Origin of the sequence: Amycolatopsis keratiniphila subsp. keratiniphila (genome assembly GCF_001620365.2) — a bacterium.
Classification (GTDB): Bacteria; Actinomycetota; Actinomycetes; order Mycobacteriales; family Pseudonocardiaceae; genus Amycolatopsis; species Amycolatopsis keratiniphila.
The window spans coordinates 63,535-77,262 of sequence record NZ_LQMT02000052.1 but is presented as its reverse complement, the minus strand read 5'-3'; the positions used below and the strand labels follow the sequence as shown (position 1 = coordinate 77,262).

At 69.3% G+C, this 13,728-nt stretch carries 14 protein-coding genes; 5 read left to right on the top strand and 9 right to left on the bottom strand.

All coding sequences use genetic code 11. The features are described from left to right. Window positions 1-44: 44 nt before the first annotated feature. Complete coding sequence (locus AVR91_RS41460) at window positions 45-941, bottom strand: DMT family transporter (protein ID WP_063276858.1); 897 nt, start codon at window positions 939-941, stop codon at window positions 45-47. On the opposite strand from AVR91_RS41460, the gene AVR91_RS41455 reads away from it, so the two are divergent. Both AVR91_RS41455 and AVR91_RS41450 read left to right on the top strand, forming a co-directional pair. Continuing rightward, the gene (locus AVR91_RS41455) at window positions 940-2,364 is read left to right on the top strand and encodes an aminotransferase-like domain-containing protein (RefSeq protein WP_063276857.1); all 1,425 of its coding nucleotides are present in this window, start codon (window positions 940-942) and stop codon (window positions 2,362-2,364) included. The two genes, AVR91_RS41460 and AVR91_RS41455, sit on opposite strands and share 2 nt — an antisense overlap. A gap of 37 nt (window positions 2,365-2,401) precedes the next feature. Beyond that, window positions 2,402-3,100 (top strand): Crp/Fnr family transcriptional regulator, encoded by a 699-nt coding sequence (locus tag AVR91_RS41450; RefSeq protein ID WP_063276856.1) that lies wholly within the window; start codon window positions 2,402-2,404, stop codon window positions 3,098-3,100. 18 nt (window positions 3,101-3,118) lie between these two features. Here AVR91_RS41450 and AVR91_RS41445 read toward each other — a convergent pair whose 3' ends face one another. Next, the gene (locus tag AVR91_RS41445) at window positions 3,119-3,715 is read right to left on the bottom strand and encodes a hypothetical protein (protein ID WP_063276855.1); all 597 of its coding nucleotides are present in this window, start codon (window positions 3,713-3,715) and stop codon (window positions 3,119-3,121) included. A gap of 173 nt (window positions 3,716-3,888) precedes the next feature. Between AVR91_RS41445 and AVR91_RS41440 the strand changes: the two genes are divergently transcribed. Beyond that, window positions 3,889-5,385, top strand: a complete 1,497-nt coding sequence (locus tag AVR91_RS41440; RefSeq protein ID WP_063276854.1) for a sialidase family protein — start codon at window positions 3,889-3,891, stop codon at window positions 5,383-5,385. 206 nt (window positions 5,386-5,591) lie between these two features. Here the strand turns inward: AVR91_RS41440 and AVR91_RS41435 are convergent, their stop codons facing one another. From AVR91_RS41435 to AVR91_RS41415, 5 genes are all read right to left on the bottom strand, one after another. After that, window positions 5,592-7,001 carry a DHA2 family efflux MFS transporter permease subunit gene (locus tag AVR91_RS41435; protein ID WP_063276853.1) on the bottom strand — a complete coding sequence of 470 codons (1,410 nt, stop codon included), beginning with the start codon at window positions 6,999-7,001 and terminating at the stop codon, window positions 5,592-5,594. A gap of 89 nt (window positions 7,002-7,090) precedes the next feature. After that, on the bottom strand, window positions 7,091-7,558 hold the full coding sequence (locus AVR91_RS41430) for a hypothetical protein (RefSeq protein ID WP_037344187.1): 468 nt from the start codon (window positions 7,556-7,558) through the stop codon (window positions 7,091-7,093). A gap of 1 nt (window position 7,559) precedes the next feature. Continuing rightward, on the bottom strand, window positions 7,560-7,832 hold the full coding sequence (locus AVR91_RS41425) for a DUF1905 domain-containing protein (protein ID WP_016335596.1): 273 nt from the start codon (window positions 7,830-7,832) through the stop codon (window positions 7,560-7,562). A 212-nt stretch (window positions 7,833-8,044) separates the two neighbouring features. Then, entirely contained in the window at window positions 8,045-8,551 is a 507-nt protein-coding gene (locus AVR91_RS41420; protein ID WP_063276872.1) for a flavodoxin domain-containing protein, read from the bottom strand. A gap of 88 nt (window positions 8,552-8,639) precedes the next feature. Continuing rightward, entirely contained in the window at window positions 8,640-9,848 is a 1,209-nt protein-coding gene (locus AVR91_RS41415) for a nitric oxide synthase oxygenase (RefSeq protein ID WP_063276852.1), read from the bottom strand. A 375-nt stretch (window positions 9,849-10,223) separates the two neighbouring features. Between AVR91_RS41415 and AVR91_RS41410 the strand changes: the two genes are divergently transcribed. Together AVR91_RS41410 and AVR91_RS41405 are read left to right on the top strand one after the other, a co-directional pair. Beyond that, window positions 10,224-11,240, top strand: coding sequence for a CobW family GTP-binding protein (locus tag AVR91_RS41410; RefSeq protein ID WP_063276851.1), 1,017 nt, complete (start codon window positions 10,224-10,226; stop codon window positions 11,238-11,240). Between the two features lie 112 nt (window positions 11,241-11,352). Beyond that, entirely contained in the window at window positions 11,353-11,619 is a 267-nt protein-coding gene (locus AVR91_RS41405; RefSeq protein WP_063276871.1) for a hypothetical protein, read from the top strand. A gap of 14 nt (window positions 11,620-11,633) precedes the next feature. Here the strand turns inward: AVR91_RS41405 and ligD are convergent, their stop codons facing one another. Together ligD and AVR91_RS41395 are read right to left on the bottom strand one after the other, a co-directional pair. Continuing rightward, window positions 11,634-12,641, bottom strand: coding sequence for a non-homologous end-joining DNA ligase (ligD, locus tag AVR91_RS41400; protein WP_063276850.1), 1,008 nt, complete (start codon window positions 12,639-12,641; stop codon window positions 11,634-11,636). Beyond that, entirely contained in the window at window positions 12,638-13,717 is a 1,080-nt protein-coding gene (locus AVR91_RS41395) for an ATP-dependent DNA ligase (RefSeq protein ID WP_211282835.1), read from the bottom strand. Before AVR91_RS41395 ends, ligD begins: the two co-directional genes overlap by 4 nt. Window positions 13,718-13,728 lie beyond the last annotated feature (11 nt).

Below are 13,728 nucleotides of genomic sequence, written 5' to 3'. Positions count from 1 at the left end.
ATCACCGTGCGGGCACCGCGGTCTGGCGGATTCGCGACGTCGATCTAGGTGCGGGACCGCTGGGTCACGACGATGCAGGCGACGACGATCAGCGCGGTCACCGGCGCGGCGGCCGGGAGATGCTCACCGAGCAGCAGGACCGCCCAGACCAGCGTCAGCAGCGGCTGGGCGAGCTGCAACTGGCTCGCCCGCGCGACCCCGATCTCGGCCATTCCCCGGTACCAGGCGAAAAACCCGCCGAACTGCGAGATGAGCGCGACGTACAGCAGGCCGACGATCCCTTCGCCGGTGACGTGCAGCGGCTCGGTCGCGAGCCCGAAGACGGCGAACGCGCCGGTGACCGGCAGCGCCATCACCAGTGCCCAGGCGATCACGTGCCAGCCCGCCATCTCCCTGGCCAGCCTGCCGCCCTCGGCGTACCCGAACGCGCACAGCACGAGCGCGCCGAACAGGAACAGGTCCGCTGTGGACAGTCCGCCGCCGCTCTGCGCGACGGTGAACACCACGACCGCGCTCGCGCCGACCGCGGCGGCGAGCCAGAACCGGCGGGACGGCCGGTTCCCGGTCAGCTTCGAGGAGATGACGGCGGTGGCCAGCGGCAGCAGCCCGATCACCACCGCGGAATGCGCCGTCGACGACGTCTTGAGCGCGAGAGTGGTCAGGATCGGGAAGGCGAGGACACAGCCGAGGGAGACCACCGCCAGACCCCGCCATTGGTCGCGCCTCGGCAGCGGGACCCGGAAGACCCGGAGACAGGTGCCCGCGACGAGCGCGGCCAGGACACTGCGCAGCCCGGTGGCGGTCCACGGGTCGAAGCCCTTGAGCGCCCACACGGTGGCGGGGAACGTGAACGAGAAGGCGAGGACACCCAGCGCCGCCAGCGCGGTCCCGGAGCGGACCGCTACTGCCCGGTCCGCGATAGCGCTATCATCCAGTCTCATGTCCGATGGTAGCAGTGTCACCAGCCTGGTCGTACAGCTGCGGTCCACTTTGGAGCGCTATCCGGTCGATGGAAAGCTCCCTTCGAGCCGGGAGCTGGTCCGGGAGCTGAAGGTGAGCCCCGTGACGGTGTCGCGCGCCATCGCCGCGCTGGCCGCCGAAGGACTGGTGATCACCCGCCCCGGCGCAGGCGTGTTCCGCGCGCCGCCGCCTCGTGAAGCGGTGGTGTCCGGTGACGTGTCGTGGCAGGAGGTGGCGCTGAGCTCGCGGTCCGGCACCCGCGCGATCGACGCGAGTGGCGTGCTCACCGCGCTGAGCGATCCGCCGTCGGGCGTCATCGACCTCAACGGCGGGTACACGCACCCGAGCCTCCAGCCGGAACGCGAACTCGCGGCGGCGTCGGCCCGCGCCGGCCGTCGTCCCGGCGCGTGGACGCGGCCGCCGATCTGCGGCCTGCCCGAACTGCGGGCCTGGTTCGCCCGCGACATCGGCAGCCCGGTGAACGTCGAGAACGTACTGGTCACCTCGGGCGGGCAGAGCGCGCTGACCACGGCGTTGCGCGCGCTCGGCGCCCCCGGCGCGCCGGTGCTGGTGGAATCCCCGACGTACCCCGGGATGCTGGCCATCGCGCGGGCGTCCGGGCTGCGGCCGGTCCCGGTGCCGATCGACCGCGACGGCGTCCGGCCCGGACTGCTCGCGGACGCCTTCCGCGACACCGGGGCCCGGTTGTTCGTCTGCCAGCCCGCGTTCCAGAACCCGACCGGCGCGGTGCTGTGCGCCGAACGCCGCGCCGAGGTGCTGCGGATCGCCCGTGACGCGGGCGCTTTCGTGATCGAGGACGATTTCGCCCGCCTGATGGCGCATCCCGGCAGCCCGGCTCCCCCGCCGCCGCTGGTGGCCGACGATCCCGACGGGGTCGTGGTGCACATCCGCTCGCTGACGAAACCGGCGTCGCCGAGCCTGCGGATCAGCGCGCTGGCCGCCCGCGGCCCGGCGCTGGAACGGTTGCGCGGCCTCCACGCCGTCGAGAGCTTCTTCGTGCCGCGGCCGTTGCAGGAAACCGCGCTCGAACTGGTGAGCTCTCCGGCCTGGGCCCGGCACCTGCGGACCCTCGCGGCCTCGTTGCGGGAACGCCGCGACGTGGCCGTCTCGGCGCTGCGGGAGTTCCTGCCGTCCTGGCAGGCCGTCCCGGTCCCGACCGGGGGCTACCACCTGTGGCAGCCGCTCCCCGGCTTCGTCGACGAAGTAGCGCTGACCAGTGCCGCTTTCCGTGCGGGAGTAGCGGTCACCCCCGGCAGGATGTACTTCGCGGCCGAGGCACCGGGCCCCTATCTGCGCCTGAGCTACGTCAGCGCCGCGACAGGCGCCCAGCTGCGCGAGGGGATCCAACGCCTTTCCCAGGCGTACCAGGAGATCCCCGGCTGACGTCTCGTACGATCGCGCACGGAGGCGACGAGAAGGCATGACTCAGCCCGCGGCGGAGCCGCACGATACCCCCGGCAGGCTCTGGGAGCTGCTCGACGACGGCCAGCGCAAGGCGCTGCGGGCCGAGGCCGAACTGCGCCGGTACCCGGCGGGAACGGTGATCATCCGCGAGGGTGACCGCTCGGACTGGGTGCTGATCCTGATGACCGGGCGGGTCAAGATCACGTCGGTGTCCACCGGCGGCTACGACGCCGTGCTGGCCGTGCGCGATCCGGGCGACATCATCGGCGAGATGGCGTCGATGGACGGCAGCCTGCGCTCGGCGACGGCGATCGCCGTCGAGCCGGTCACCGGGCTGTGGCTGTCTTCACGGGCGTTCAACTCCGTGCTCCGCGAGCATCCCGGCATCTCCGTGGTCCTGCTCCGGATCATCACCTCACGCCTGCGCTACGCCAACTCGCGCCGCACCGAATTCGGGGACAGCACCGCCGCCGAACGTATCGCCGCCATCCTCGTCGACCTCGCCGAGCGTTACGGCGTGCCCGTCGCCGACGGCACCCTGATCGCCCTGCGGATCAACCAGCGCGACCTCGCGGGACTCGCGTCCGCGTCACGGGAAGCCGTCGCGCGGACCCTGCGGGCCCTGCGCGCCGACGGGCTGCTCAGCACCGGCCGCCAGCGGCTGGTCGTCCGGAGCCTGACCGACCTCAGGCAGCTGGCCCCCGACGACCGCTGAGCCGGTGCGGCAGCGCCCTCATCGGTGCACGGCTCTCCAGCGAAGCAGGGTCCGATGGCGTTCCACCCGCGCCCCGAACCGGGTGAGCGTTTCGCGCACGGCCGGGTCGCCGGGGTCGAACATCACGCGGTCGCGCACCAGGGCGCCCAGTTCGATGATCAGCGGCCCCGCCAGGTCGTCATGGACCCTGAGAATCGTCAGCGAAGCCAGACCGCTCTGCTTCTTGTGCCAGGCGAGGACGTCGACGCGGACCGGCGCCCTCCGGAACCGGCGCACGCCCATGGCGACGAGTCCCGCGACACCCTGGCACAGCAATTCCAGCACCAGGAACGGCATCAAGAAGAGCCCCAGCAGCAAGTACATCGGGACATGCACGAGTGCTTCCAAGAAGACCAGCAGCCCGAAAGCGCCCGTCGCCACCTTGTCCAGAGGTCCGTTGTCTTCGACCTCGTCTCGAGCCTTGGGTTCGTCGTCGAGGTAGAGCCCCCAGTCCGGGGTGAGCTTGTAGTGCCGGTAGCCGCCGGCGAGCCCAGCGAACGGCTGGACCCACCGGCGCCACGGGGCGAACCGGCGATCGACCGCCCATTCGCGCCCCTCCGGATCGAACACCTTCATCGCCCTCCCCCTCTCGATCTCGCCCCGTGTCGGCGGGATCGAGCTTGGCAGGAAAAGGACCGTCGTTCTGCGTCACCTGACACAGAACGCGAGACCGGTTGTACGCGCCTTGTACGACCGAAATGGACGCTGATGCCCCGTCACCCGGAAACCATCCAGGACGGAGCAATCCCTTGAAGATCTCTCGCGTCGCTCAGGGCCTGTTCGCGGCCCTCGTCGCCATCGCGGCGGTCGGCGCCTTCCCGGTCACCTCATTCGCCTCGACCGCCGCCGTAGGGAACACGGTGGTGTACAAACAGAAAACAGAAGGTTACGACTGCTTCAGAATCCCCGCCATCGTCAAGGCGAACAACGGCGAACTGCTCGCGTTCGCCGAAGGCCGCAACGGCGGCGCCGGCTTCTGCAACGACCGCGGCGACATCGATCTCGTCGTGAAACGCTCCGCCGACAACGGGAAGACCTGGAGCGCACCGAAGATCGTCATCGAAGGTTTCGGTGACACCAAAGGAAACCCGACGCCGATCGTGATCCCCTCCACCGGGCGGATCGTGCTGCTCTCGGTGATGGAATGCGTCAAGAACCCAGACTGCAACCGGATTCCGCGTGTCTCGATCAGCGACGACCACGGCAAGACGTGGACCGCGCCGAAGGTGCTCACCACGCAGCTCGGGTTCGCCACCGCGCCGGGCTGGCTCGCGACCGGTCCGTCGCACGGCATCGTGCTGACGCGCGGCGCGCACGCCGGCCGGATCGTCGCCGGGATGAGCTACACCGTCGACGGCAAGAACAGCGGCGCGCTCATCTACAGCGACGACCAGGGGGTCACCTGGAAGCGCGGCGCCACCGACACCCCGGCGACGACGGCCGGGCTCAACCCGCAGGAGATCAGCGTCACCGAACTGCTCGACGGGCGGGTCTACGCCGCGGCGCGCAACCAGGCCAATAACGACGACAAGTGTTTGAGTGGTGGCGCGAAGAACCGTGCCTACGCCATCAGTTCCGATGGTGGCGCGAGCTTCTCCACCAAGTTCACCTTCGAGGAGGACTTGATCACGCCGGTGGTACAGGCCTCGACCGCGCGGATGACCGCGACCGACAAGGCGGGCAAGTACAACCGGATCCTGTTCGCCGCGCCGTCGGTCTGCGACCGCCGCAAGGAACTCGTCGTGCGGTCGTCGTTCGACGAGGGCGCGAACTGGCAGGGCAACTCCGCCGGAACCCTGGTGTGGAGCGGTGATGCCGCGTATTCCGACATGGTCCAGCTTTCGTCGGGCTCCGTCGGCGTGCTGTACGAGGCGGGCCCGGCGGGCAACGCCAACGAGACCATCCGCTTCTCGACCGTCACCGAGACGACCCTCGGCGCTCCGGTGTGCGGTGGCGGCTACGGCGTGATCGACTCGGCGCCCCTCGGGACGGCAGGCACGGTTTACCTGTCCTACAACGCTTCCAACGGACAGAACTGTGTCAGCACGATGAAGAGCGAGGCGGCGGGCACCGCGACCGCGACGTCGGCCTACCTCGAGGTGTCGGGGTCGGCCCGGATCACCGACTCGGGCTCGTTCTCGTGGTTCGCCGGTCCGGTGCGGGCGGCCGCGGCGGGCAAATGCGTGAAATGGGGCGGTTCCGCGGGCGGGATCAAGTACGACAGCCCGTCCGAACACTGCGGCTGACATTGGGCCTCGTCAGTGGTAAGGACGGTTCTTGAGCGGTAAGGCGAAGGTGTCGTGGTCGCGGGCGGGTCGATGGTGGGGTGAAGGCTCCCTTCGCCGCGTCTAATGCGGTGAAGGGAGCCTTCGCCCCGGTCGCTCATCCGCGCCGGCCACCTACGCCACGTTTGCCTTACCTCTCAATAGAACGGTCCTCACCACTCACGAGGTCACGCGCGGCGCGTCACCCACCAGAGCCTCGCGCCCAGCACGGCGGCGACCGCGGCCGCGGCGGTGAGCCACCAGAACGTCGCGCGGAAGGCCGCATCCGCGCCCGCGGGCAACAGATTCGCCAGCACGACGGCGAACAGGGCGGTCCCGGCGGCGCCGCCGACCCGGCTGACGATGTTGATCTGCGCGGCGGCGTCGGGCAACTGGTCCTTGGTGACGGCCGCGTATCCGGCCGTCGTCGCGGGCATCAGCAGGAAGGCCACGGCGATTCCCCTGGCCAGCAACAGGATCTGCACGACGGCACCGTCGGGCGGGAAACCGCCGATGGCGAACGGGACGGTGGTGGCGAGCGTCGCGACACTCCCCCAGGCGGCGACCAGGCCCGCGCCGTAGCGGTCGGTGAGCTTGCCGGAGATCGGCAACGCGATCGCAGAACCGAGTCCGAGCCCCATCAGCAGCAGCCCCGTCTCGACGACCCCGCTCCCGCCCAGCACCTGGAAGTACAGCGGCAGCAGGAAAAGCGCGCCGAACAACGCGGGTGCGGCGAAGAAGGACAGCGCGACCGCAGCGGTGTAGACGCGACTGGAGAACAACGTCAGGTCCATGACCGGGTTCTCCCGGCCCCATGACCGCCGGACGAACAGCGCCATCAGCACGACCCCGGCGACGAGCGGCACCAGCACTCCCGCGCCGAATTCCTCGCCACCCTCACCCCAGGTGGTGAGCCCGTACAGCAACGCCGGGATTCCCGCGCTCACCAGGACGAAGCCGAGCCAGTCCGGCCGGGTCGCCGTGCCCTTCTCACCGCGAGGCACCAGTCGCAGCCCGAGGAACAGCGCGATCGCGCCGACCGGGATGTTGATCAGGAACAGCCATTCCCAGGAGAGGCCGCGCAGCAGGACCCCGCCGAGGACCGGACCGAACGTCGGGCCGACGCTCATCACGATGCCCAGCGTCCCCATGACACGGCCGAGCCGGGCGGGACCGACCGCCTGGCCGAGCACCGTTTGCCCGGCGGGCAGCAACAGACCGGCGGCGAGGCCTTGCAGCACCCGCAGCCCGATCAGCCAGCCGACGTTCCCGGCCAGCGCGCACAGCACCGAAGCCACGGTGAACGCCGCCAGCGACACCAGCCACACCCGGCCCGCGCCGAAGCGGCGGCTGAGCCAGCCGCACAACGGCAACGCGACCGCCAGCGCGACCAGGTACGCGGTGAAAACCCATTGCACGGCAGCGATTCCGGCGCCGAGCTCGCGGGTGAGCGTCTCGGCCCCGACCGCGAGGACCGTGGTGTCCAGCATGGTCATGAACGCGCCGAGCACGATCACCCAGGCCATCCGCCAGGCCTCGGCCGGAACCTTGTCCGGCGGCGGGACCGTGTTCGCCCGCCGTTCCAGCGAAACAGCCATCGGGATGTTCTCCTCACGTGCCCGGGGATCTTGACCCGGCTCACGCTAAGACCTCGACTTAAGTCAAGGTCAAGCGAAGAACACCTCGATCACTTCGGCGGACGCAGCCGCGGGGAAAGCTTGGTGAGCGCCAATTCCTCCAGCCGGCTCGAAATCTCCGCGAGCCCGGCGTCGAACCGGTCCAGATCCACTCCCTTCTCGGACAGGTCTTCGCGAACGTGCTTCTCCACCTTCGCCCAGTCATTGCGGTACCGGGTGGCGAGTTCCTTCCACGGCACACCGGCCAGCCCGGCGGTGAGGCCGCCGTCGTAGGCGAGCACGCCGCGCTCCATCAGATACGCGATGCCCGGGTACCCGAGGTATCCCTGCCAGTAGGACCCGTTGTCGTTGGCCGTGATCGATCCCGCGGCCGGATCGTGGCGGACGTCGTAGGTCTTGGCCTTGTCCGACGACGTCACGCGTGCCGTGTCACCGTCGATCTCGACCCGCCCGTCGGCCACCGCGCCGAGCGCCTCGTAGATCTTGATGACCGGGGACGGCTTCCATGCGGTGGCCAACTCAGCCCTCGAGCCTTTCGAGCAGCACGATGTCGACGGTGTCACCCTCCTCTTTGCCGATCGCCTTGCGCACGTCGGCCTTCACCGGCAGCTTGTGGGTGCCGTCCCCCAGCGCCATGAACGAACTCCGGAACGGGTGCCCGTCGATCGTCCCGCGTACCTTGACCAGTCCCCTGGTGCCGAAGAACTCGGCGGAGCCGGGCATGATCACGTACGTCCAGCCGCCCTTCTCCGGGCTCTTGAGCAGCTTCGCGGTGAACTGTTTCTTGTCCATGGATCCACCCTACGACAGCGCACCGACGAAACCAGTGCCTCAGAGAGTGACCGCGGAGCGGAGGTGTACTCGGAAAGTGCCATACGCGTGAACCCGCCCGGCCGAAGGCCCCGCTATCGCGGTGGCAGGGCGCCCGATCCGCCGTCGTGACGTGCTTTACCAGCGAGCGCCCTGCCGACGTCGATCGCGGTCGCGGGTTCACCTGCAAACGCTCAGAGGGTGACCCGGATGCGCACGCGGCGGCCGACATCGCGGGCCCAGGCGCGGATCGACGGCCAGTCCCGGAAATCGCCTGCCCACGGGCCCGCCGCCATGATCTTCCAGAACAGGCCGCTCGCGGTGTCCGGGGTGAGCTTCCCGCCGAAGGTGGCCGTGCGTTCGGCGTCGATCCTCGCGGCCAGCAGGGCGACCCCGGCGGGCAGGCTCACCCGTTTGCCCGCGGCGAGCGGCCCGCAAGGCCCGCTGTGGAACAACCAGACGGGGCGGTTCCGAAGCGCCTCTTCGTGCTCGGTGAGCAGGCGGACCGCCTCGGGGCGCCAGCGCCGGTGATACAGCGCGCTGCCCACGATCACCGCGCCGTACGGCTCGACGTCCTCGACTTCGGCCGCGTCCAGCAGATCGGCCGTCAGCCCGCCTTCCCGCAGCTCGGCGGCGATCACCTCGGCGATCTCCCTTGTCCCACCGGATCTGCCGGCGTGGACGACGAGCACTGCGGTCATGTCACCATTGTCCGCGCGGCCGCAACCCGTGCCACCGTTCAGCCCATCGACACGCCGCATTCGGCTCACCTCTTCACCCGTCGGAGCGCTACCCGGGAGGCAGGAACGCCGGCCTCGCGGCCGGGTCGGGTTCGTCGTAGTAGCGGTGGAACACGGCGGTCTGCCCGCCGGAGAGCGGGGGGACGATCCAGCTCCACTCGGCCCGGCAACGGCGTCCCGCGCGTTCCTCCTTGGCGATATGCGTGAGGAACCGCCGCGATTCGGTGTGGTGGTCGGCGACGGTCACGCCCGCCGCGTCGAAGGAGTACTGGACGGCCAGCGTCAGTTCCACCAGCGCGCGATCACGCCACAGGGTGCGCTCCGACTCCGTCGACAGGCCCATCAGGTCGGCGATCACCGGCAGCAGGTCGTAGCGGTCGGCGTCGGCGAGGTTGCGCGCGCCGACCTCGGTGGCGAGGTACCAGCCGTTGAACGGCGCCGCCGGGTAGGTGATCCCGCCGATGACCAGCCGCATGTTGCTGATCGCCGGTACCGCGTGCCAGCGCAGGCCGAGCCCGGCGAACCACCGGTGGTCGGGATGCGACAACGGGACCTCCAGCACGGCGTCCTGGGGCAGCCGGAACAGGCGCCGCTCCCCCGGCTCGGTCTCGATGAGGAGCGGGAGGACGTCGAAGGACCCCTTCCGTTCCGGCGGTCGCCAGCCGTGCTCCCGGACGGTCTCGGTGAAGTCGGCGTGGCGCGGATCGCCCAGCACCGAGCCGTCGCCGAGCCGGTAGCCCGCGTACCGGACGAGCTGATCGTTGTGGATCTTCGGGCCGGGCCCCGCCGGGCCGTCCGGTGCGAACACGGTGATGGTCGAGCGGATCCGGCCGCCCCTGGTCGCCTCCCGCAAATGGGTGACGCACTCGTCGGCGATGGCGGCGGCGCCGTCGACGTCGCGGCGGTCTCGCACCTTCAACCCCTGCCAGTACAGCCTGCCGATGCACCGGGCGGAGTTCCGCCAGGCCACGCGCGCGCCGAATTCGAGCTCGGCGGTCGTGTGCCGGTAGGTGCCGGTCGCGCCGATCTCGGCACGGACCCGATCGAGCCGCGCGTGCAGTCGCGCCTGCTCTGCGTCCGTTTCGGCGTGAAAGAGCCGGAGGAAGTCCTCGGCCTCCGCGACATCGACGCTCCGTTCCCGCGGCCGCACCTCCGGAGGCAAGCGAGGGATATCCGTCACTCGCATGGACGCCGTCGCCACCTCGGCCTCCCACTCTCCGAATTCGACGCCGGCACCGGCGGCGGGAACGATCACCATTCCTCCTGCACTCGGAAATGCCCGGAGGCTCATACCTGATCGGCGAGCTGGCCGGGTCCGGACCAGACGAAAGACGATACCCCACGGAAAGACGGCCACGATCCACCAAATGGCAGATGCTTCGGCCGCGATGACATTTAGCCAGGTAGAAAGCTTGCCGACGACAATATTTGGAATTGAGTACGACTTCGCGGGATATTCACCGAATTTCTCCGAACGAAATGATCAAAGGCGGCCAAGATCACTTTATGATCGTCATTAATCACTCTTTCGAGCGTATTCACCCGCCAGCCCTTCTACTCTTTCCCCGTGCCGGTGTATTGGCCCGGTTCCGCCGTCGCTAGAGTGCGGGGACCTCCGGCGGAAAGGAAAATCGTGGTCGACAGGCGGATTCCGGTCATCCTGGTCGCGGGCTTCCTCGGCTCCGGCAAGACCACCCTGCTCAACCATCTGCTGGCCAATCGGCAGGGCGCGCGGATCGGGGTCGTGGTCAACGACTTCGGCAGCATCGCGGTCGACGCGATGGCCGTCGCCGGCCAGGTCGACACCATGATGTCGTTCGGCAACGGCTGCCTGTGCTGCGCCGTCGACGCGAGCGGCCTCGACGCCATGCTCGCGAAGCTTTCCGAGGCCGAGGCCGGGATCGACGTCATCGTGATCGAAGCCAGCGGGCTCGCCGAACCGCGTGACCTCATCCGCCTGATGATCGCCAGCGAGAACCCCGTCATCGCCTACGGCGGCCTGGTCGAACTCGTCGACGCCGCCGAGTTCGAGTCGACCAGGAAGCGGCATCCGGAACTGGACGAGCATCTCGGGTTCGCCGACCTGGTCGTGCTCAACAAGAGCGACCGGGCCGACGAGGAGACCCTGGCCAAACTCCGCGGCACGATCGACGAGATCGCACCGGGCACACCGGTGATCGCGACCTCCCACGGCCGGATCGACCCCACCCTGTTCTTCGACGCCCGGCCGCGCGAACGGGCGGGCCAGATGTCGTTCGACGACCTCCGCGAGGAGGAGCACGACCACGAGCACCATTTCCACACCGCGTACGACAGCGTCGCCTTCACCACCGAGCGTCCGCTGGACCCGCGACGGCTGATGGACTTCCTCGAACAACGCCCCGGCGGGCTCTACCGGATCAAGGGTTTCCTCGACTTCGGCCCGAACGGCGCGCGGTCCCGGTTCGGCCTGCACACGGTGGGCTCGTTCATCCAGCTGGAGCGGTCGGCGTGGCCTTCAGGCCTGCCGCGCCGGAGCGAACTGGTGCTGATCGGTTCGGGCATCGACACCGAGGCCGTCACCGCACGCCTCGAGGCCTGTGTCGCGGACGATCCCGAGGGCGTCGACGAACGCGGCATGCTGCGCGTGCTGCGGTTCATTCAGGACTGAAGCGGGCCAGACACGCCGAAGGCCGAAATACCGGGAATCGCGGCGCGTCTGCTTGACACTGTTTTCCGGAAGGAATCTCGAGCTGGACCACCTGTATCGGGAGGACAGTTCCATGACGAACACCGCCGGACGCTGGTACCTGGTCGGCGCGCTGCCGGAGGACTCCCCCGCCGCGCACCTGATGACCCGCTCCGAAGACCTCCGGTACCGGCGTTCCGCCTGCGGGGACAAGGAATCCCGGCTGTGGACGCCGGTGGATCTCACCACCACCGACGTCGCCCCGTGCCCGCGCTGCGCCGCGACGCTGCCCGGCCACCGGTCCAGCCGCAAGGCCCAACCCGCCGTGAACACGCAACTCGCCTTCGACCTGCCACTCTGACCTCATTCAGAGGACTAAATGCTTTCTTTCTTCGCCCTGCTCGGCGCCACCCGGGGCGGCTCGTTCGGCATCTTCGGGTAGACAGGCGGCCAAGGCGCGTCCATGAGCCCGTTCGCCATGTCCTTCCGGGACATTTCCAGCAGCGGTTCGATCGACTGTGGTTCCGTTGCCGCCCAAGGGTCTCCGCGTTCGGCGAGACGAGCGGGCACAGTGGACAGAGTGAGCTTGTCCGGCTCGACGGTCTCCAGTTCGTCCCAGCCGATCGGCGTCGACACCTGCCCGCCGACCCGCGGCCGCACGCACCACGCGCCGAACACCGTCTTGTGCGGCGCGTTCTGGTTGAAGTCGACGAACACGCGGGAACCGCGTTCTTCCTTCCACCACTGCGCCGTCATCTCGTCCGGGTGGCGGCGTTCGAGTTCGCGGGCGAGCGCGACGGCGGCCGCGCGGACCTCGTAGCCGTCCCACTTCGGCTCCAGCGGCACGTAGAGATGCAGGCCGCGCGAGCCCGAGGTCTTCAGCTGCGCCGTGATGCCCAGCTCCTCCAGCAACGCCTTCGTGAGGACTGCGCCATGCCGCAATTCGGGGAACCCGATCCCCGGCGACGGGTCGAGATCGATGCGCAGCTGGTCGCTGATGTCCGGCGCGTCGGCCCGGTTCGGCCAGACGTGGAAACCGAGGCAGCCTTGGTTCACCGCCCAGATGACGTGCGCCAGGTCCTTCGCCACCAGTGCGTCCGATGTGGTCCCGTTCGGAGTGGACACCACCGTCGTGGTGAGCCAGCCGGGCGCGTTCTTCGGGACCCGCTTCTGGAACCAGGACTTCCCGCCGGCGCCGTCGGGATAGCGTTCCAGCAGCAAGGGCCGGTCCCCGAGCTGGGCCAGCAGCGGGACCGAGACCGCGCGGTAGTACTCGACGAGGTCCAATTTGGTCTCGCCGCGCTCCGGGAAGTAGGCCTTGCCCGGATTGGACACCGTGAACTCGACGCCGTCGAGGTCCAGCGTGACCGGCTCCGCTTTCATGCTTCCCCCAGCTCGGTGAACAAGGTGGCCAGCTCGGCGGGCGGGACCTCTTCGAGCTGCGCGTACGTGCACGAGGCAGGCTCGCGATCGGGACGGAAGCGCACGAGCCTCCCGCCGTGCCGGAACCGGGTGCCCTCGACGTGTTCGTAGCGGACCTCGGCGACCCATTCGATGCGGACCGGCTCCCAGCTCAGGTCCTTCTTCGGCGCCCACCGGCTGCCCGCACCCGGCATCCGGCCGCCCGCCTCCTCGTGGGCCGCGGCCCACTCGCGCCAGGGATGGCCCTCGAGCGCGTTCTCCCGCAGCGGCGCGAGCTCCTCCACCAGCTCACGGCGCCTCGCGGCGGTGAAACTGCTGGCCACGCCCACATGGTTCAGGACGCCCTCGTCGTCGTAGAGGCCCAGCAGCAGCGACCCGACCCCGGCCCCGTCCTTGTGCCACCGGAAACCGGCGACGACGCAGTCCGCGGTGCGCTGGTGCTTGACCTTCCACATCACCCGCTTGTCCTGCTCGTACGGCGCGTCGGCGGGTTTGGCCATCACACCGTCGAAGCCCGCGCCCTCGAAGCGGGTGAACCAGTCCTGTGCGACGTCGGGATCCTCGGACAGCGGGGTGAGGTGCACCCGGGCGAACTTCGTGTCGACCACGCTTTCGAGCAGCTTGCGCCGCTCCCCGAACGGTTCCGGCGTGAGATCCCGGTCTTCCAGGGCGAGCAGGTCGAACACCACGAAACTGGACGGCGTCTCCTCCGCCAGCTTCTTCACGCGGGACGCCGCCGGATGCAGGCGCAGCTGGAGCGCCTCGAAATCGAGCCCGCCCTCGGTGACCAGCACGATCTCGCCGTCGACGACGCAGCGCTCGGGCAGCGCGTCCTTGAGCAGCTCGACCAGCTCGGGGAAGTACCTCGTCAACGACCGGTCGTTGCGCGAGCCCAGCACCACCTCGTCGCCGTCGCGGAAGACCACGCAGCGGAAGCCGTCCCACTTCGGCTCGTACAGCAACCCCGGCGTGCGCGGCAGTTCGTGCACGGCCTTGGCCAGCATCGGCTTGACGGGCGGCATCACGGGCAATTCCACGAGGCGATCCT